General features: G+C 58.1%; 17 protein-coding genes and 2 pseudogenes. 3 read left to right on the forward strand and 16 right to left on the reverse strand.

Translation table 11 applies throughout. From position 1 onward, the window contains the following. The first annotated feature begins 99 nt into the window (after window positions 1-99). The 3 genes from ribA to EXW71_RS24945 are packed head-to-tail and all read left to right on the forward strand — an operon-like array spanning window position 100 to window position 1924. Window positions 100-717 carry a GTP cyclohydrolase II gene (ribA, locus tag EXW71_RS24935; RefSeq protein ID WP_123717382.1) on the forward strand — a complete coding sequence of 206 codons (618 nt, stop codon included), beginning with the start codon at window positions 100-102 and terminating at the stop codon, window positions 715-717. Then, the gene (locus EXW71_RS24940) at window positions 714-1133 is read left to right on the forward strand and encodes an MFS transporter (protein ID WP_134660513.1); all 420 of its coding nucleotides are present in this window, start codon (window positions 714-716) and stop codon (window positions 1131-1133) included. Before ribA ends, EXW71_RS24940 begins: the two co-directional genes overlap by 4 nt. Next, the gene (locus tag EXW71_RS24945; RefSeq protein ID WP_134660514.1) at window positions 1130-1924 is read left to right on the forward strand and encodes a cobalamin-binding protein; all 795 of its coding nucleotides are present in this window, start codon (window positions 1130-1132) and stop codon (window positions 1922-1924) included. The genes EXW71_RS24940 and EXW71_RS24945 overlap by 4 nt, the downstream gene beginning before the upstream one ends. Here EXW71_RS24945 and EXW71_RS24950 read toward each other — a convergent pair. The 16 genes and pseudogenes from EXW71_RS24950 to EXW71_RS25035 form a co-directional block, all read right to left on the reverse strand. Beyond that, a complete protein-coding gene (locus EXW71_RS24950) occupies window positions 1921-3816 on the reverse strand; it encodes a TonB-dependent receptor domain-containing protein (RefSeq protein ID WP_134660515.1) in 1896 nt (631 codons plus the stop codon). The two genes, EXW71_RS24945 and EXW71_RS24950, sit on opposite strands and share 4 nt — an antisense overlap. Before the next feature lie 136 nt (window positions 3817-3952). Further along, the gene (gene dxs, locus EXW71_RS24955; protein ID WP_123717386.1) at window positions 3953-5851 is read right to left on the reverse strand and encodes a 1-deoxy-D-xylulose-5-phosphate synthase; all 1899 of its coding nucleotides are present in this window, start codon (window positions 5849-5851) and stop codon (window positions 3953-3955) included. Between the two features lie 110 nt (window positions 5852-5961). Then, window positions 5962-6849 carry a (2E,6E)-farnesyl diphosphate synthase gene (gene ispA, locus EXW71_RS24960; protein WP_134660516.1) on the reverse strand — a complete coding sequence of 296 codons (888 nt, stop codon included), beginning with the start codon at window positions 6847-6849 and terminating at the stop codon, window positions 5962-5964. Beyond that, the gene (locus EXW71_RS24965) at window positions 6846-7088 is read right to left on the reverse strand and encodes an exodeoxyribonuclease VII small subunit (protein ID WP_123717388.1); all 243 of its coding nucleotides are present in this window, start codon (window positions 7086-7088) and stop codon (window positions 6846-6848) included. The genes ispA and EXW71_RS24965 overlap by 4 nt, the downstream gene beginning before the upstream one ends. A 78-nt stretch (window positions 7089-7166) precedes the next feature. Beyond that, window positions 7167-7298, reverse strand: a pseudogene (locus EXW71_RS29165) (DUF4172 domain-containing protein); the annotation flags it as partial. Between the two features lie 124 nt (window positions 7299-7422). Continuing rightward, complete coding sequence (locus EXW71_RS24975) at window positions 7423-7788, reverse strand: MerR family transcriptional regulator (RefSeq protein ID WP_134660517.1); 366 nt, start codon at window positions 7786-7788, stop codon at window positions 7423-7425. After that, window positions 7727-8371 (reverse strand): NAD(P)H-dependent oxidoreductase, encoded by a 645-nt coding sequence (locus EXW71_RS24980; protein ID WP_123717390.1) that lies wholly within the window; start codon window positions 8369-8371, stop codon window positions 7727-7729. Before EXW71_RS24980 ends, EXW71_RS24975 begins: the two co-directional genes overlap by 62 nt. Window positions 8372-8639: 268 nt before the next feature. Then, entirely contained in the window at window positions 8640-9272 is a 633-nt protein-coding gene (gene ycaC, locus EXW71_RS24985; protein ID WP_134660518.1) for an isochorismate family cysteine hydrolase YcaC, read from the reverse strand. 215 nt (window positions 9273-9487) lie between these two features. Then, window positions 9488-10579 carry a GlxA family transcriptional regulator gene (locus tag EXW71_RS24990; protein WP_134660519.1) on the reverse strand — a complete coding sequence of 364 codons (1092 nt, stop codon included), beginning with the start codon at window positions 10577-10579 and terminating at the stop codon, window positions 9488-9490. Further along, window positions 10576-11985, reverse strand: a complete 1410-nt coding sequence (gene gabP, locus EXW71_RS24995) for a GABA permease (protein ID WP_134660520.1) — start codon at window positions 11983-11985, stop codon at window positions 10576-10578. The genes EXW71_RS24990 and gabP overlap by 4 nt, the downstream gene beginning before the upstream one ends. Before the next feature lie 706 nt (window positions 11986-12691). Next, a complete protein-coding gene (locus EXW71_RS25000) occupies window positions 12692-13780 on the reverse strand; it encodes a macro domain-containing protein (RefSeq protein WP_134660521.1) in 1089 nt (362 codons plus the stop codon). Then, complete coding sequence (locus EXW71_RS25005; RefSeq protein WP_134660522.1) at window positions 13777-14421, reverse strand: DUF4433 domain-containing protein; 645 nt, start codon at window positions 14419-14421, stop codon at window positions 13777-13779. Before EXW71_RS25005 ends, EXW71_RS25000 begins: the two co-directional genes overlap by 4 nt. Continuing rightward, window positions 14422-15000: a DarT ssDNA thymidine ADP-ribosyltransferase family protein gene (locus EXW71_RS25010; RefSeq protein WP_134660523.1), complete on the reverse strand. Its 579-nt coding sequence runs from the start codon at window positions 14998-15000 to the stop codon at window positions 14422-14424. A gap of 168 nt (window positions 15001-15168) precedes the next feature. After that, on the reverse strand, window positions 15169-16089 hold the full coding sequence (locus EXW71_RS25020) for a restriction endonuclease (RefSeq protein ID WP_134660524.1): 921 nt from the start codon (window positions 16087-16089) through the stop codon (window positions 15169-15171). 56 nt (window positions 16090-16145) lie between these two features. Further along, window positions 16146-16349 (reverse strand): annotated as a pseudogene (locus tag EXW71_RS29170) (integrase); the annotation flags it as partial. Between the two features lie 963 nt (window positions 16350-17312). Next, the gene (locus EXW71_RS25035) at window positions 17313-18572 is read right to left on the reverse strand and encodes a site-specific integrase (protein ID WP_134660525.1); all 1260 of its coding nucleotides are present in this window, start codon (window positions 18570-18572) and stop codon (window positions 17313-17315) included. Window positions 18573-18725: the final 153 nt, after the last annotated feature.

The following is an 18725-nucleotide window of genomic DNA, read 5'->3' on the forward strand; positions in this document are numbered from 1 at the left end:
AACCTATTGATCTTTATCAGCGATAATTCAGCTTAAGCGTCTGTAGGAACCTGCTGTTACAATGACAGCCTCTGTGAAATCTGAAATCAGGAGCACACGGTGCCCGTCGTTTTCGTCGCCGCTTCCAAGCTGCCTACCCCTTTTGCCACCTTCACCATGAACGGCTTTCTCGAAGAGGCCACCGGCCGCGAGCACGTTGTGCTCAGCCTGGGTGACATCGCCGATGGCGCGCCGGTGCTGGGCCGTGTGCATTCTGAGTGCCTGACCGGTGACGCGCTGTTCAGCCAGCGTTGCGACTGTGGTTCGCAGTTGGAAGCCGCATTGCGAGCCATCGCCCGTGAAGGCCGTGGTGTGTTGCTGTACCTGCGCCAGGAAGGCCGTGGTATTGGCCTGATGAACAAGATCCGCGCCTATGAGCTGCAGGACGGCGGGGCCGACACCGTCGAAGCCAACGAGCGCCTGGGTTTTGCCGCCGATCAGCGTGACTACGGCATCTGCCTGCCGATGCTGGAACATCTGGGTGTGAAATCCCTGCGCCTGATGACCAACAACCCGCGCAAGGTCAAGGCCTTGACCGAGATGGGCATCACCGTGGCCGAGCGCGTGCCGCTGCACACTGGGCACAACCCGCACAACAAGCTCTACCTGGCGACCAAGGCGAGCAAACTCGACCACATGATGGGCAACGAGCACCAGGGCGAGGTCGACCGCGCGTGACCCGTGGCCAGGTGAAACGGCGACTGTCCTTCAACTGGTGGCAGTACCTGGCCCTGGCGTTGCTGCCCTTGTTCATGATCAGCCTGCTGTTCGGTCAGGCCGAACCGATGCTGTCGATATTGGCCATGCCGTTTTTTATCGCCGGAGTGGCCTCGATGTTTCTGAGCCTGCGTTACTTCAACGGCTATAAACATGCCCTGATCGCCACCTCTAAAGCCCTCGACACCCAAAATGAACCGGCTGCCTGGATCACCCTCGCGGCCCGTCGACGCACGGCGTTGCTGGTGGCTGCCTTGCCGGCCTGGATCGGTGCGCTGGCGGTATTCGTTGGCCTGGAAGCGGTGCCCTTGTGCTTACTGGCACTGTCGACCCTGGTGTTGTTCTACCTTTACCGCATCCCGCGTCAGCTGGGATGAGGCGCTACTGGCTGGCGGTGCTGCTGCTGGCATTCAGTGTTCAGGGGATGGCCGTTGAACGTGTGGTCAGCCTGGCGCCGTCCCTCTCTGAAATGGTGGTGGAACTGGGTGCCGCCGACCTGCTGGTGGGCGTGCTCGACGGCGGCGAAAGGCCCGCTGCATTGGCCAAGGTGCCCTCGGTCGGGCGTTACGGCCAATTGGACATGGAGCGCCTGCTCAGTCTCAAACCCGACCTGATCCTGCTGTGGCCCGGCAGCGTCGGCCCAGCCCAGCGCGAGCAGTTGCAGCGCCTGAACATTCCGGTGTACGTCGCCGAGCCCCACAGCCTTGAACAACTCACCACGCAGGTTCAGGCGATCGCCGAGCAATTGGGCCGCCCTGATACGGGTCGACAGTTGGCCGCGCAATTGCGCCAACGTCTCGCCGAACTGCGCCGGCGCTATCAGCGTACCGAACCGCTGCGGGTGTTCTACCAGGTGTGGAACCAGCCGCTGTATACCGTCGGCGGTGGGCAGATCATCAGCGATGCGCTGAGTGTGTGCGGTGCACGCAATGTCTTCGACGACCTCAAGCTGCCCGCGCCGCAAGTCAGTATCGAGTCGGTATTGCAGCGTAATCCCGAGGTGATCCTGGCGGGGGATCAGCCTCAGTTGGACGCGTGGAAGGCATGGCCCCAAGTCGCCGCGGTGGCGCAGGGGCGTTTATTGCTGGTGCCGGACAAGGGCCTTGAACGGCCCAGCGGGCAGATGCTGGAGGCGGTGGCGCGATTGTGTGAGGTGATTGCCCGTTAGAGTTCCGGTGTCCAGGTCACGCCAAACATCAGTGCCCGACCTTCTTCCCGATAGCCATATTGCTGGCCTTGATACTGATACAACGCGCGGCTGTAGCGTTTATCCAGCAGGTTATCGACCTTCACGTTCAGCGCGACTTCATGGTTCACGGCCCAGCTGGCGCGTAACCCGAGCAATCCATAACCGGCCAACGGGTGTTGGTTCTGCGGGTCGTCGTAGCTGCTGCTGACGGCTTGCCAACTGGCGCCGACGCCGAGTCGGTCGAATTGCCGATCCAGGTCCAGGCTCACGGTGCGTCGGGCGCGACGCACCAAGGTGCGCCCGGAGTCGCGGTCGCGTGGGTCAATCATCGCCAGCCCCAGGCTGCCTTGCCAGCCGAACAGCTCTTGCCGGAGCGTGGCTTCGAAGCCGTTGATGCGCGCCGAGCTGACGTTTTGCGGGCCTGCGCTGCCGAATACGATGGCGTCCCGAATATCGGTGCGGTACAGCGAAGCCTCCAGGCGGAGGGTGTCGCTGAGCTGGCTGCGCCATTGCACTTCGTAGCTTTTCGAGGTTTCGGGTTTCAGATCCGGGTTGCTGTTTTTAAAACCGTATTCGTCCGGGTAGTACAGGTCATTGAACGTCGGGGCACGAAAACCTTCGCTGTAGCTCAGCAGCAGATCGTTGTCCGGGTTGATGGGCAGGGTCAAGGCGCCGCTCCAGCTGTTGTGAGCGCCGAACTGTTGGTTCTGGTCGCGTCGCAGGCCCAGCTCTGTGGAAAAGTATCGGGCTTGAAAGCGGTGCTGGATAAACGCCGCGCGGTTCCAGCGGCTGTCTTCGGCGAACGCGGTGCTGCTGTTGACCTGGTCTTCGTACCAGTCGGCGCCCAGGATAAGACTGTTCTGATCATTGAGGGTCAGATCGTTCTGCCAGTTCAGCGAGTTGCGGTAGGTGTTGAACATACTGCGTTCATCGCTGAGTTTATCCAGGGATTTTTCGCGGTTTTCGCTGTGGCCCAGTTCTACGCGCGATTTCCAGATGTCGTTGATATGAGCGTCGATAAAGCTGCTGACGTTACTGACGGTGAAGTCGGTGTAGGGTTTCTGTTGGAAGCTCTGGTAGGTGGCCGAGTCGTAGCGGCCAAAGGGGTTGTCGAATTCGCTTTTGCCACGGTTATCCAGCACGTTTATGCCGGCATCGACATCATCGGTGAACGCGTGGCTCAGGCTGAAACTGATGGCTTGGTTGCGATAGGCATCATGGTCGCCATCGCTGGGGTACGACGTGTAGGTGCGATTGATCCCGGCGGTGTCATCCAGGCTGGCACCGAGGTTGAAGCGGGTTTGCTGGTCGCCCCCGGACAATCCCAGGCTGCGCTCCCATGTCTGGTGGCTGCCGAAGCCCACATGCATGCGCGGTTGCACACCGGACGCCGTATTGCGCCGTGTGAAGATCTGAATCACCCCGCCGATGGCATCGCTGCCGTAGATCGCCGAGCGTGAACCCCGTAGCACCTCTATACGTTCGATCTGCTCGATGTTGAGGTATTGCAGGTTGCTGGTGCCGGTGGTGGAGCTGCTGATGCGCTGGCCGTCCACCAGCACCAGGCTCTGGGCGGTGGAGGTTCCACGAATATAAACGTTGGTCGCGCTGCCACGACCACCACTTTGTGCCACTTGCACGCCTGGCACACGGCTCAGCAAGTCGCTCACGCTGGTGGGCTGCAGGCGGTCGATATCGTCGCGAGTGAAGACGGTGTTGGTGGCGCTGCTGTCGCTGCGCGCCTGGACCTGGCGGTTGGCGCTGATGACGACATCGGGGAGTTTCAGGGCGTTGTCGCGCTCGAAGGTGTCGGCGAGCAGGTCGGTAGCGGGGAGCAGTAACAGCGGCAGGGCAAAGCGCAGGCGGTTCATGGGCTTTCCGTAGCATTGGAATTTGGCATAAATCAAATGGAAGAGGGCCCGCTCCCGATTGCAGTGGATCAGCCTCACCATCCATGGCTGATCCACCGCTATCGGGAGCAAGCCCCCTTCCACATTTGGCTTCGACTTACAGGTTCAGTAGCGCCATGCGCTCGCGCACCGCTGCCTCAATGCCGGCCTCATCCAGCCCGCATTCAGCCAGCATCTGCGCCGGTTTGGCATGTTCGACGTAAACATCCGGCAAGCCCAGGTGCAGCACCGACTTGAGCACGTTCTCCCGCGCCAGGAACTCACTGACCGCCGCGCCCGCGCCACCCATGATGGCGTTCTCTTCGATGGTCACCAACAGCTCATGGCTACCGGCAACTTCGCGCACGAGCGCTTCGTCGAGCGGCTTGACGAAACGCATGTCGACCACGGTGGCGTCGATCTTCTCGGCCACTTTCAAGGCTTCGGCCAGTTGCACGCCAAACACCAGGAATGCAGTTTTGCTACCTTGGCGGCGAACGATGCCTTTGCCGATTTCGATAGGCTCCAGGTCCTTCTCGATCACTGCATTCGGGCCGGTCCCACGTGGATAACGCACGGCGGCCGGGCCGTTGTACAGGTGGCCTGTGCTGAGCATTTTGCGCAGTTCGTTCTCGTCGCTCGGTGTCATCACCAGCATGCCGGGGATGCAACGCAGGTACGACAGATCGAAACTGCCGGCGTGGGTAGGGCCGTCTTCGCCCACCAGGCCGGCGCGATCAATGGCGAACAAGACGTCGAGATTCTGCACGGCCACATCGTGAACAAGCTGGTCATAAGCGCGCTGCAGGAACGTCGAGTAAATCGCCACCACCGGCTTGGCGCCTTCACAGGCCATGCCGGCGGCGAACGTGACCGCGTGCTGTTCGGCAATCGCCACGTCGAAGTAGCGCAACGGGAAACGCTCGCTGAACGCCACCAGGTCGGAGCCTTCCTTCATCGCCGGGGTTATGCCTACCAGGCGCGGGTCGGCGGCGGCCATGTCGCACAGCCATTCGCCAAACACCCCGGAATACTTCGGCCCGCTGGCTTTTTTCGGCGCGGCGGCGGGGGCGTCCAGCGGTTCCAGCTTGGTGATCGCGTGGTAGCCGATCGGGTCGACTTCCGCCGGGGCGAAGCCTTTGCCCTTCTTGGTGACGATATGCAGGAACTGCGGGCCCTTGAGGTCACGCATATTGCGCAACGTGGCGATCAGGGTCGGCAGGTCGTGGCCGTCGATGGGGCCGATGTAGTTCCAGCCCAGCTCTTCGAACAGGGTGCCGGGCACCAGCATGCCCTTGGCATACTCTTCAGTGCGGCGGGCAATTTCCCACGCGCCGGGCAGACGCGAGAGCACCTTCTTGCTGCCTTCACGCATGCTGGCGTAAGTACGGCTGGAAAGGATTTTGGCCAGGTAATTGGACAGGCCACCGACATTGCGCGAGATCGACATGTCGTTGTCGTTGAGGATCACCAGCATGTTGGCGTCCACTTCCGGCGCGTGGTTCAGCGCCTCGAAGGCCATGCCGGCGGTCAGCGCGCCGTCACCAATCACCGCAATCGCCTTGCGATCGCTGTTTTGCAGACGGGCGGCAATCGCCATGCCCAGCGCCGCACTGATAGAGGTGCTGGAGTGGCCGACGCCAAAGGTGTCGTACTCGCTCTCGGCGCGACGCGGGAAGGCGGCCAGGCCGTCTTTCTGGCGCAGGGTGCCCATGCGCTCGCGACGACCGGTCAGGATTTTATGTGGATACGCCTGGTGGCCCACGTCCCACACCAGCCGGTCATCCGGCGTGTCGAACACGTAATGCAGGGCGATGGTCAGCTCGATCACGCCCAGCCCGGCACCGAAATGCCCACCGGTCTGGCCGACCGTGTAGAGCAATTCCAGGCGCAACTCATCGGCCAGGGTTTCCAGCTCGGCTTCACCCAGTCGACGCAGGCCGTCCGGCGTGGCAGCACGGTCGAGCAGGGGCGTGGACGGGCGCTTGCGGGGAATCTCTTGAAACGTCGTGGGCATCAGGCGAATCGTTATAGGTATAAAAGAGGCGGCAGTTTACCTCAAGCATCGCAAACTGCCCACGCGGAGCGCCGAACTTGGCTGATATGCGGCGTGAATGGCCGCACTTATCAGTGGCGACGTTCGACGATATACCGCGCCAGGTTGCGCAGTGGCTCGGCTGCCGCGTCGAAAGGTCGCAGGGCATCCAGGGCCTGGTCGCGCAGTTCCAGGGCGTAGACCTTGGCGGCGTCAAGGCCGAGCAGCGACGGATAGGTCGGTTTGTCCCGTGCGATATCGGCACCTTGGCGTTTGCCCAGGGTGGCGGTGTCACTCTCCACGTCGAGAATGTCGTCCTGCACCTGGAATGCCAGGCCGATGGCTTGGGAGTAGGTCTGCAGAGCCGCCAATTGCGCAGCTTGCGCGCGGCCACTGGCCAGGGCACCCAGGTGCACGGCGGCTTCGATCAGTGCGCCGGTCTTGTGGCGATGCATATGTTCCAGGGCTTGCTGGCCCAGTTTGAGGCTGACGGAGCCCATGTCGATGGCTTGCCCGCCCACCATGCCGGCCGGGCCCGCGGCATGGGCCAGTGCGGTCACCATGCGCAGGCGGATCTCGGCACTCACGCTGCTCAAGCGCGGGTCCAGCAAGGCGCTGAACGCCAGGCTCTGCAGGCCGTCACCGGCCAGAATCGCATAAGCCTCGTCAAAGGCTTTATGGGTCGTCGGCTGGCCGCGACGCAGGTCGTCGTCGTCCATGGCCGGCAAATCGTCATGCACCAGGGAGTAGGCGTGAATCAGTTCTACCGAACACGCCGCGCCATTGGCCTGCTCGGCCGGCGCACCCAGCGCTTCACAGGCCGCATAGGCCAGCAAGGGGCGCACACGCTTGCCGCCATTCATCACGCTGTAGCGCATGGCTGCATAAAGGCGGTCCATTTCTGGGCTTGGCGCAACGAACAACGGTTCCAGCGCCGCATTGACCCGGGCTTGGCTACTGGCCTGATACGCGTCGATCATTGCGGCTCTTCCGCATCGAAAGGTTCCTCGGCCAACTCCCCGTCACGTTCCAGCAGCACCTGCACCTTCTGCTCCGCCTGCGCCAACGCGCTCTGGCAGTCGCGAGTCAGGCCGATGCCTTGCTCAAACGCCGTCAACGAGTCTTCCAGCGACAACTCGCCGTTCTCCAGACGCTCGACCAGGGTTTGCAGGTCGGCGAGGGATTGTTCGAAATCGAGTGCAACTTTTTTGCGGGCCATGGCGGCTATTCCGGTAGACGGTAAACCGGCGCGACACTAGCAGACATGGGGGACTGGGGCAAATGAGGAGGGGGTGTTTCAGTTGCCCCGACCGTTGATTTGATAGCGCGTGCTACGGCCCCCACCGGCTAATCGCACCAGGCAGTTTTTATCCAGCAAGTCCGCCAGGTGTCGCGTTGCCGTGGCCTTGGATACCTTCGCTACGGCTGCCAGATCCAGTGTGGATGGTCCATCGAGGAAATACCTGAGGCGTGAGCCGAATAGGGTGCTTATTCGGCTCATTTAGTGAGCCGATTGTGCATCCTAATCGGCTCACGCCTCAGGCGGGCATTGCCTACGACTGAGTGCATCGCTCTTGTGCGTTCTTCAATTGGCTTTCGAATTCAAGCAAGCCTGCCTGCATCTTTTGCAGCGTAATGATCTGCACCGCCAGCTCGTGCTTCTTGTTGGCGATGGCCTGGTCCGCCCGTTCCCAAGGCAATGTGTCACCTTGATGCCCGTGCAGGATTTCCTGCAATTCCTTGAGCTTGAACCCCAGCTGTTGCGCGCACTTGATAAACATCAGCAGCTCGACGCTCTGCTCCGAATAAACCCGATACTGGCCCTGCCGCTGCGGTGCCGGCAGCAGCCCAATTGCCTCATAGTGACGAATCGCCTTGATGGTGGTGCCCGACCTTTGCGCGGCTTTGCCGATGTACATGAAAATTCCCTTTTTCAAATAGTGCGAGGACCTGTTTCAACCACTTGGCCCGCTGCGTCAGTGTAGAGCCCAGCACTGGCCCGAACAGTAACGTCTTGACCGGCTTGATGCCACACAACCCCAGCGTGGTCTTGCGCATCTGATGGATGCCCGGCATGTGATAGAACCAGCGGTAGTACCACGGTGGTGTATCCAGGGTCACCAACAGGTGTGCGGTCCGGCCTCGCAGCAGCTTGTCGGGGAAAGCCTTGCCTGCCCGGTACTTGAAGGCAAAACCGGACAGGAAAACGCGGTCAATGAAGCCCTTCATCAAGGCGGGGATGCCGCCCCACCAGATCGGGAAGACAAACGTCAGATGGTTGGCCCAGAGGATGTCGGATTGCGCGCTGAGCAGGTCGGGTTCCAGCGGTTGGCTCTGGCTGTAGCCGTGATGCAGGACCGGGTCGAAAGCCAGGTCGCCCAAGCGCAGGACGCGTATTTGATGACCGGCGGCTTTTGCGCCGTGGATGTAGGTGTCAGCCAGGGCCGAACAGAAACTGGTGGAGGATGGGTGGCCGAGGATGACGAGGATGCGTTGGGACACGGTGGGGTGAATCCTGAAAGGGGGTTTCAGGGTAGGGGGTGCCGTATAGGGGAGAGTCAAGGACCACGGCTAACGCCATGTTTGTTGTCGACCCAATGGCGAATGGTCTCGGCAATACGCTGGTGCTACATATTGAAAACCGCCTGCGGGAGCGCAGCGGCTCAATTTGCCCAGCATTGAACAGATTGAGCGAGAGTTGGCCCGGTCGAACCGGGCAAGTAAAGAAAGCCTGCTTTTCAGGGCAGGCTTGTCGTCACACTCGGTCGGCTTACTTCTGATGGGCCGTCAGCGCCGCGTACCCATTCATCAAGTTGCGATAGTTAGGAATACGTTGGGACAACAGGTTCCCCAGCCCTTCGATATCGTTGCGCCAGTCGCGGTGCAGCTCACACGCCACCGAGAACCAGTTCATCATCTGTGCCCCGGCTTGGGTCATCCGGTTCCATGCCGCCTGTTGCACCGTGGTGTTGAATGTTCCCGACGCATCGGTGACCACAAACACATCAAACCCTTCCGCCAGCGCCGACAACGTCGGGAACGCCACGCATACATCCGTCACTACACCGGCAATGATGATCTGCTTGCGGCCGGTCGCCTTGATCGCCTTGACGAAGTCTTCGTTGTCCCACGCGTTAATCTGACCAGGGCGAGCGATGTACGGCGCGTCCGGGAACATTTCCTTCAGCTCCGGCACCAGTGGGCCGTTGGGGCCTTGCTCGAAGCTGGTGGTGAGAATGGTCGGCAGGTTGAAGAACTTGGCCAGGTTCGCCAGGGCGAGCACGTTGTTTTTGAATTCGTTGGGGGAGAAGTCCTGCACCAGGGAGATCAGGCCGGTCTGGTGGTCGACCAGCAGAACCACGGCGTCGTCTTTGTTGAGGCGGTTGTAGGTTGGAGTGCTCATGGTTGAATCCTTTTTTTGTTTAGGTTGGTTGGGCGTTGCGTTCAACATGGGCACAGGTTAATGGGTCAGTGGCGGGGGATAAATCGGGCGGCGCGTGTCTTACTGTCAACTGGGGCGTGACAATTGATGGAGAGGATTTGTGCAGCGCGGCGATCACGGGTTGATCGGTGATGCGCGCATTACCGAGACCATCGCCGATGCAGTCGTGCGGGCAGTCAGTTCCTTGCCCTGAGGCGGATACTGGCAAATGTCGATTCTCCCCTGGCTTGCTCCAGGGCACTCGTCGGCATCGGCATCGGCATCGGCGTCGGCGCTGCCTGAATCATCGGTTTCAAAACGATGGGTCGCTCATCGGCCTTCACCAGGCGCTCGTCACTGGGAGGCACGCCAAAGTACTCCCGGTAACATTTGGAGAAGTGCGGCGTGGACACAAACCCACAGAGCAAAGCCAACTCCACCAGTGAGATTGGGGGTTGCTTGAGTAATTGCCGTGCGCGGATCAACCGCAACCGCAGGTAATAACGTGAGGGTGAACAGTGCAGGTACTTCTGGAACATCCGCTCAAGCTGCCGGCGAGACAGGGACACATACGCCGCCAGTTGATCCAGGTCGATCGGATCTTCCAGGTTCGCCTCCATCAGCGTGACGACTTCCTGCAACTTCGGCTGCTGAGTGCCCAGCATATGTTTGAGCGGCACACGCTGATGGTCTCGTTCATTGCGCATGCGTTCGTACACAAACATGTCAGAGATCGCCGCCGACAGCTCGTGCCCATGATCACGACCAATCAAGTACAGCATCATATCCATCGGCGCGGTGCCGCCTGAACTGGTCAGGCGGTTCCGGTCGAGGGTGAACACGCTGGCGCTGAGGGTCACCCGTGGAAAGGCTTCCTGCATGGCCGCCAGCCATTCCCAATGCACGCTGCATTCGAACCCGTCGAGCAACCCCGCCCGGGCCAATACCCAGCTACCTGTACAAATACCGCCCAGACGCTTGGAATGTCGCGCCTGGGCGCGTAGCCACTTCACCAGCTCGCCGGTCACCGTGTTTTGAATGCTCGTACCGCCGCACACCAGTACGATATCGGCGGGCGGCGCGCTGCCTATCGAGCAGTCGGGCGTGATGGGCATGCCATCGCTGGCCCATACGGGATTACCGTCGCAACTGACGGTGTGCCAACGATAGAGCTCCTGGCCCGACAGCTGGTTGGCCATGCGTAGCGGCTCAACGGCAGACGCCAATGAGATCAAGGTGAACTGATCCAGCAGCACAAACGCCAGGCAGGTCACCGGCTGTGCTTTCATGGACCCGAGGCCACCGTCACCGGCTTGCCCAGACGCTCGGGTTGCCGCGCCGTGATCACGCCTACCAGTGAAATCAGCAATGCCAGGACGATTGTCGAAGACACCTCGAAGCGATGTTCGGGCGTCAGCAGCATCACCGCCAATGCGCAACAGATGAAGCCGATGACCACCCAGGTCAGCCAGGGAAACAGCCACATCTTGAACGTCAGCGTGACATTGCGGCGCTGCAGGACCTTGCGCATGCGCAGTTGCGACACGGCAATCACCAGGTACACCAGCAAGGCAATGGCCCCCGAACTGGCCAGCAGAAACTGGAACAGACCGGCCGGCATGAAGTAACTGAGCAGCGTCACGCCGGCCCCCAGTACCGTACTGGCGATCACGGCAGCCCTGGGCACACTCGCGGCGGATGTTTTTTTCATCAATGCGGGCGCATCCCCTCGCTTGCCGAGGGAATACAGCATGCGCGAGGCAATGTAGATGGACGAGTTCATGCAACTGGCCACGGCAATCAACACCACCATGTCCACCAGTAGCTTGGCGTGCGGAATGTTCATCAGCTCAAGGGCGCGCTGATAAGAGCCCACCGAGGCCAACAGGGGATCATTCCAGGGCACCACGGAAATCACCACGAAGATCGACAGCACGTAAAACACGCCAATGCGCCACATCACCGAACGCGTGGCGCGGGCGATATTCTGCGCCGGGTTGCTGGACTCGGCGGCCGCGATGGTGACCGCTTCCGTCCCGATGAAACTGAACATGATGGTAATGAAGGCTCCGACCACCGCAGGCAAGCCGTTAGGTGCGAAACCGCCATGTTCTTCCATCAGCCGACTCAAACCGCTGGCCTCGCGCTCGGGAATCCAGCCCATCAGCACCGCGCCTCCCAGGCCGATAAAACCGATGATCGCCACGACCTTGGCCATGGCAAACCAGAACTCGAATTCGCCGTACTTGGAGACGCTGAACAAATTGGTGACCACCAACAAAAAAATCGACAACAAGGCGAACAGCCAAGCGTCGATCTGCGGGAACCACTGGTTCAGGATATGCCCGGCGGCCAGGGCCTCGATGGGAATCACCAGCACCCAGAACCACCAGTACAGCCAGCCGATCGTGAACCCGGCCCAGCGGCCGATGGCCTGGTCGGCGTACGTCGAGAATGAACCGGTGTCCGGATTGGCCACCGCCATCTCGCCCAGCATACGCATGACCAGCACCACCAACAGGCCGGAAAACAGATACGCCAGCATCACCGCCGGACCCGCCGCCGCAATGGCGTGCCCGGAGCCCACAAACAACCCCGCGCCGATAATGCCTGCGATGGAGAGCATGGTGACATGACGCGGCTTGAAACCCTGCGCCAACTGGCCGTTGGAATCTTTTGAATTCAGGCAATTCATCGTTGTTTTTATTCTCTGTGATCGACGTTGGGACGTACTGACCATTAAGTCAGGCGATCATCATTTTTTAATGATGAGTCACCATACGTGGCATGCCGGCCGCAAAAATAGCCTCATAACGGCGCGCAAGTGCTTGATATCGACATTGGAGGCACTGGCTCGCCAGCTCAAGACTTGTCAGGAAGTCCGTAGTCAGCGCGTTAAATGCCACACCGTGCACACAGTGGCTGGACAGTCCCGGATGTCTGATGGTCGACCAAAATGGCCGCCGAAAATTACTGAGCCGGTAGGTGGAATTTCCCTGGCGCCCTTTTTGCCCCACTCCAGGGCCGGATCAGATCAAATTGAGGCCATCGGATAGCGGAATGTCTGGAGGTCCCGGAATAGCTGAGCTATCAGGAAGACTCCTGGATGGAGACGGATTATTTCAGGCATTAAAAAGCCGGCTTGTGGTTAGCTTTTTATTGATATAGGTATTTGAAAATTAATAAGTTAGCATTTTTATAGGGTCCTCAGTTCCCCCACTTGTTCCCCCACTTTTTGTGATTTTAGCCTGATTTTTTTCGGCAAAAGACCGGCTTTTTTAGTAGGTATTGGTCCGTATTTTTTCCCGCTTTTGCATCGAGCTGTCATCGGAAAAAATCGAGCAGCTTAAACAAGGCCCTTAGGGCAGGCTGTTTCAGCCTGCACAAAAAGCTGACCTCCCCTAGCAGGTAGCCATCTCAGGCTTGAAACTACTGGTGGTAAGGCGTTTGAGCGCAATATCAAGCGCTTGATCGTCGAACAGCTTGCTTTTGCGAGAGGCCGCACCGGCTCCACCATCCCACTGGCTCAATGCTTCGCGCACGGCAGGAACGGTCGGAGAAACCCCTCCCTGGCTCAGCAACCAATCAACCGTTGCCAATAACTCCATTCCAAAGGGGGACTCAAAGCCATCGATCAGCTCGACGGTGCGCTCCAGCGCTAGGGAATACTCCTTGGCTTCTGTTTTGAGATAGGTTTGCAGAAAGGCTTTACGTTCTTCGTCAAACCAGATCACATCACTGATCCCTGCATCACTGATGCGTTTGTCGCAATGCAGATAGCTACCATCAAGATTATTGAGCAGATGCTCCAATCGATTGGCATACGGACCGTATTTATGAGCGACAAACTTAAGGTTCAGAGGATTCTCGGTGCCCGGCAGCTTTTCAATTGCGCGTTCCAGGAACCAGGCCAGCTTCTGTATCTCAAGCAGGCTGCATTCCATGCCTAAAACCCAATAGCGTCGAACCAATTCGGCAATGAGCGCGCGAGCAGGCGTGAGCTTTTCCACTCCGCTACGTTTGGCGACATTCAGATACTGGCTGGAAGGTTCGAACACTAAGACATCTACATCTAGATCACTCAACACAGCAATAATCTGTTCGCGGACTTCAGGCCATTTCAAGCCACCGTTACCGGCGCCCAGCGGTGGGACGGCCACAGACTTGACCTGATTTTCAATCAGAAAACGGCGCAGATCATGCAGGCCTTCCGTCACCCAGGCCATCTGCGAAGGTGATCGCCAGTGACGTTTGGTAGGGAAGTTTACGATCCAGCGAGGGCCTTCCAGTTCGTTGACTGCAGTTACGTGAACTCTGCCTGTCTCCACTTCGCCAGCCTTGCAGGCAGCTGAGTACAGACGGTAATTTTCCGCGAAGCGCTCTTTGAACATCAGCGCGATACCTTTACCCATCACGCCAACGGTATTCACCGTATTGACGAGGGCTTCGGTCTTGGCTTCCAGAAGGTTACCTTGAGTAAATTTTATCATTGGAAATACCATCCTGGACGCGCATGAACAGGCAACGTCAGACCTCTAGCAGCCACGTCCTGCTCTATGCATTCTTTCATTGCATCGGTGTAGCACATGATGCCAAGGAGTCCTGTAATCGGTAGGTGATGGTGAATCAGCGCTTCGGCCTGATAACGCTCCATCTTTCGAGGGTCATCAGGATCACGTTTGAAGTCGCGCCGCTGAAGGATAGACCAGTCGATCTCGCGGAGATTCGCCAGATCGCTGTAGTAGTCTGTCCAATCCGGGTAGGCATGTGCGTTTGTGAAGACGAACGGTAGGCCAAGCTGTTCGACACGGTGCAGGCTGGAGACCAGAATCACTATCTCGTCATTGCTGCGCTGCTGAACGCTCCACCCGGAGTGAATATTTTTCATCATCACAGAGAAGGGCGTGAAATAAAAGGGTACGTAGTCGGCCAAAAAACCCTCTGGCGCGATGGGCACACGGCGGGATCGGCGCTTGTCGATCAAATCGAGGTTACCGATATTCACGTACTGGGGTGCCAGCACCTTTGAATTTGCGCAGTGGAGCCCATTGTCCAGAATCCACGGCAGGTTATCGCGATGGACGATCCGCCAAATCAGAGCCTTCTCTGGATTCAGACTGCTGTAGTTCATTTATAAGAACATTCCGGAATTCACACTGATGGGGACCTTGAGTTTGGCCACGCGCATTTTATCCACACAAAGCTCCTCTACCCCATTGGTTGGGACATAAATTCTGGAAAAATCTTTGGGAAGCACCACAGAGGGGGAGAGGCATTCAGCCATGCAAACGCTTTTGCACTCTGAGTCCTGATAGTCCCGGGTATTCATCAGATCCCAATCTATGGTTTCAAAACCTTCGTTATAGTCGAGTAACTCGATCGCATCATTGGCGAGAGGATGACGAGGGATGATCTTCCAATGGTTTTGCCTGGCAAATGATCTGTAAACCGAAATCAGTACGAATTTAGATTTGGGTCTACTGAGTTGCACTCTCCCATCAAATGGATTTGCAGCAAACCAGTGAAAAGGTACATAGCGATCAAGATTAAGGGCTTGGCGCTTTTTGAGTATTTCACTATCTGCGACGTCGGTGAAATTAATAAGGCTAGCTCGAGGCTTCAGGCCGTCCTTGAAAATTCCATCCAGATTTTCAACGGAGGTTAGGTGGTATACAAAAAATTGATCCTTGATGCTTCTGACGTCCGACATTGTGGTCTCCTTGACCTACGCATCTATCTAAATGGCCTTCAGTCCTAGCTGTTCCCCAATCCTCATTCCGTGGGTTTAGTAGGGCATGCGTCATAATTCTAGTGTGCCATCATCAGAGCCCTCAAGCGATATATGGACATTGGCCTGTTTGCCTGAAAAACCTACAACTCACTCCTCATCAAAGTAATCACGATCCAGCGCCGGCAACCGCAGCAGTCGTGAAGTAACGCCCACCTCATGATCCATCATCAGATGCACCAACCGGGTGCCATTTACTAGCACAATGCCCTCCACCGACTTAGCGAAGTCAATCGCATGAGCAGTGAAGCCAGAGGTCGTGATGAACACCCCGCGTTTGGCTTTTTGTCCGGCTAGTGCACCGTAGAAAGCCTGCAGCTCAGGGCGGCCCACCGTGTTCTGCCAGCGCTTGGCTTGAACGTAAACCTTCTCCAACCCCAGCTTGTCGTGCGAGATGATGCCATCGATGCCGGCATCCCCAGAGCCGCCGACACGCTGCAGGTCATTGCGACTGGCGCCGTATCCCAGGCGATGAAGCACATCCAGCACTATCACTTCGAAGCGGTTGGGGCTGACCTGTAACAAGTTATCCAAAAGGTCGACAGCTGTAGCATCGCGCAATTCCTGGAGTGCCTGCTCGAGCCGGTCATCCGGGCTAGCGGTGGCAGAGGTGATGTCAGGTTCAACAGGCCTTTCGTCATCAAGCGGGGCGGCGTCGGGGGCAACTTTCAGCTTCACATTCATGTAGCCAATGGCTAAATGCTCCACTTCATCGGTCGGTATAGGGGCTGGATGGTCCTTGGCGTAGGCCACACCCGCGTCAGTCAATTTCCAATACCCACGTTTGGCGCTGCTGGAAAAGCCGGCACGCTTGAGCCGATCGTGTGCCCAGCCCGCTCTGTTTTTATAAGTGGCCTGCCCACTGGCGATCAGTTCTTCACGTTGCTCCGCGGACAAATGCAACATTTTTGCTGCCGCTTCATGGGCATCCCGGGCGGGTGCACCGTCGGGTTTGGTGGCGAGAAAACGCAGGATGGGTTCGATGAACTGATCGTAAGTTGGAACGGACATGGACGCTTCCCTGTGATGGCTACATTTTGTGCGGATCGGCGGGCGAGTATAAATTAACGGTCAATCTGCCGCGCATCGTTAAAACCCGGCCCATCGTCCGACCGACACCACCGCACAAACGCTTGCCAACGATCACTGTGCGCCTTGACTGTGCCGTAATGCCCGCCGCCGAACATGTCTTTCAATGCCTGCGGTCCGGCGTAACTCAATTGCCGACCATAGCCAAAATTCCGTCTATCCCGTCTACCTACCAATGCCATGATCAAACTCCTCTCGAAGCCAAGCAGTTGAAGCCTTTCCCCACGTCATCCCGCCAAGAATGTTGAGTGTTATCAGGGATCAAGCCCCTGCGGCCTGTGAGGGTTGTCCACTAACGCGGGACTGACGGCTCTTTACGATCGGGAGCTTGGGCACCTCATGATCTGGCCTCCTGGACACTTCCAAAGAAGTGGGCGGGTGGAGGCTGCGCCGGTTGACGAGACCGGCACCGCGAGATCCTGAGACGGGTGAAGGCAGTGAAGCAATGACCGGGGCGTGCCTGACTGTCAGTCAGGTGCAGTCCATTCCGTAGGCTGCGGCACCACCATCTGCATCGCTGTTGCTGGTGACTTTTCGGTGTTTGTCACGCCGATTGTCACGAGGGGGAATGCCGCAATGCCTTGTACGAGAAGGGCTGCAGCAGCGGTAGGAGCGCCCGTCTCTTTCCAGAAGAAAGAGACGGGCGCAGGTTGGCGCAAGGAAATGGCCAAGCGGATAGGTTGCTGCAGGGCAGCTACGAAGGGGTGTGAGTTGCCGCAGTGGGCACTCTGGTAAAAGTAGGCATCCATCACATCGCTGTGACCGTGCAAGCCGCCGGACGCTAATCGCACTTGGGGAGAACCACCACGGTGTGGCGTAGCCTTGAAGGTTCGGGCTACCTGGGTTGCTGTCAACGACAGCTCCTTGCCCGATCTTTTCTACGCCTGTGGATAATTTGGGTCAAGGATCGAATTCTCGGGATTTCTGCGGCTGTGGATTAAATTATCCACCGGTGGAAATTTGTGGTTTTCCACAGACGATTGTGTGGGCTTTAGATTTTTTAAGTGAGGTCCATTCAAGCAGGGAAGCTACGCATCCCTGCTTGAATGGACCCGGGCTTTAAAGTCGGTAACCAGAGAACTCGTGGCCCTACACCGATGTTGGTTGCGCCGAAGTTGCGGAAATGTCGCCTTGATACGTGGGCCTCAAGGTTCGAAGCATTTAGAGGTCGCCGCCTCATCATTCCCCCGAGGATTCGCGATTTCAGGTGTGGATGTAGCGTAGATCGCCCATGCGTTCATCAGCTCCCGTCGCTTATCAAAAAAGTCTGATCGAGAGTACGCGCTTTCCGTTTCCCCGCGCTCGTCATGGGCCAGCGCGAGCTCGCAGATCTCTCTCGGGAAAGGAGTCTTTTCACCTGCCCAATCCCGAAAGGTTGAGCGGAAACCGTGACGAGTGATGTGCTCATAACCCAGTGTATGTAGCAGATTGCGAATGCCATTAGCGTGCATCACGCCGCTTTGGCCGTGGCCGGGGAAAACGTAGGGACTTCTGATGTTGATTTTCGGAAGTCCCTTCAGAAGTGAAACCACTTCTGGGGCCAAAGGAATCGCGAACGCTTGCCGTGTTTTCATGCGCTCATCAGGCAGAGACCACCGACCCGACTCCAAGTCAAATTCATCCCAGCGTGCGAATCGGACCATATGCGAGCGAGCGCCAGTAAGGATCAGTAACTGAGCCGCGGCAGCAACGTGGCTGGGGTCCTTGCGTAAGGCTTCCATGAGCTTCGGCAGGTCCTGCCATTTCAGCGCAGGATGATGCTGGCGTTTGCGAGCTTTCTTTTTCTCATGCCGGCTGAGCAGGTTTTCCAGATGGCCGCGCCAGCGTGCCGGATTCTCTCCAGTCCTGAGCCCTTGGGCTCTGGCGGCATCCAGGATTTGTTCGATTTGCCCACGTACTTCGTCAGCCGTCCGAGTCTTGGTCGACCAGAGTGGCTGCAAGGCTTTGATCAGATGCTTGGTCTCGATCTGGTCAGCTGAAAGCTTCCCTATCGAGGGGAATGCATAGAGCTCGAGTTTCCTCATCCAGCCCTTGCGCCATTTCTCCGACCAGCTCGAGCCGTGGGCATCTCGATAGTCGCTGGCCAATTTCTCGAAGGTAATCAGCTGTGCCTGTTCTCGGCGTTCAGCTTCACGCTGAGCGGCTTGTTCAATCTGTCGTTTTGCTAGAGGGTCTGTGCCGTTGAGGATCTGGCCTTTGTGTTCATACGCGGCTGCTCGGGCTTTTTTCAGGTCGAGTTGAGGGTAACCGCCAAGCCCCATTTCTCTACGTTTGCCATTGAGCTGGAACCGTAGAACCCAGTTTTTTCGGCCTGTGGATTTGACGACAAGGCGCAGCCCATCACCGTCTTCGTAGGTGCCTGCCTCGGTCACATGTTCGACTTGTTTTGCGGTTAGCTTGCCCATACTTTCGGCCCTCTGGTCCCCCCACTTGATCCCCCACTCAGTCGTGGAAGCCGATGGATGAAAACGGAAGTCACAGGAACAAAAATAGGCTGAAACCCTTGATCCAGCAAGGCTGTCGCGGTTTTCAGTAGATGAGAGTGGCTTTCAAAAAGA

The sequence above is a fragment of the Pseudomonas sp. BCA17 genome, assembly GCF_004519405.1.
Classification (GTDB): Bacteria; Pseudomonadota; Gammaproteobacteria; order Pseudomonadales; family Pseudomonadaceae; genus Aquipseudomonas.

What these genes read in the sequence shown, in the direction of transcription:
- dxs (WP_123717386.1), bottom strand. Translation starts at nt 5,851, where the DNA reads ATGCCCACGACGTTTCAAGAGATTCCCCGCAAGCGCCCGTCCACGCCC.
- EXW71_RS24975 (WP_134660517.1), bottom strand. Translation starts at nt 7,788, where the DNA reads ATGTACATCGGCAAAGCCGCGCAAAGGTCGGGCACCACCATCAAGGCG.
- EXW71_RS24950 (WP_134660515.1), bottom strand. Translation starts at nt 3,816, where the DNA reads ATGAACCGCCTGCGCTTTGCCCTGCCGCTGTTACTGCTCCCCGCTACC.
- EXW71_RS25010 (WP_134660523.1), bottom strand. Translation starts at nt 15,000, where the DNA reads ATGTCGGACGTCAGAAGCATCAAGGATCAATTTTTTGTATACCACCTA.
- EXW71_RS25020 (WP_134660524.1), bottom strand. Translation starts at nt 16,089, where the DNA reads ATGTCCGTTCCAACTTACGATCAGTTCATCGAACCCATCCTGCGTTTT.
- EXW71_RS25005 (WP_134660522.1), bottom strand. Translation starts at nt 14,421, where the DNA reads ATGAACTACAGCAGTCTGAATCCAGAGAAGGCTCTGATTTGGCGGATC.
- EXW71_RS24945 (WP_134660514.1), top strand. Translation starts at nt 1,130, where the DNA reads ATGAGGCGCTACTGGCTGGCGGTGCTGCTGCTGGCATTCAGTGTTCAG.
- EXW71_RS24965 (WP_123717388.1), bottom strand. Translation starts at nt 7,088, where the DNA reads ATGGCCCGCAAAAAAGTTGCACTCGATTTCGAACAATCCCTCGCCGAC.
- EXW71_RS25035 (WP_134660525.1), bottom strand. Translation starts at nt 18,572, where the DNA reads ATGGGCAAGCTAACCGCAAAACAAGTCGAACATGTGACCGAGGCAGGC.
- ispA (WP_134660516.1), bottom strand. Translation starts at nt 6,849, where the DNA reads ATGATCGACGCGTATCAGGCCAGTAGCCAAGCCCGGGTCAATGCGGCG.
- EXW71_RS25000 (WP_134660521.1), bottom strand. Translation starts at nt 13,780, where the DNA reads ATGATAAAATTTACTCAAGGTAACCTTCTGGAAGCCAAGACCGAAGCC.
- EXW71_RS24990 (WP_134660519.1), bottom strand. Translation starts at nt 10,579, where the DNA reads ATGAAAGCACAGCCGGTGACCTGCCTGGCGTTTGTGCTGCTGGATCAG.
- ycaC (WP_134660518.1), bottom strand. Translation starts at nt 9,272, where the DNA reads ATGAGCACTCCAACCTACAACCGCCTCAACAAAGACGACGCCGTGGTT.
- gabP (WP_134660520.1), bottom strand. Translation starts at nt 11,985, where the DNA reads ATGAATTGCCTGAATTCAAAAGATTCCAACGGCCAGTTGGCGCAGGGT.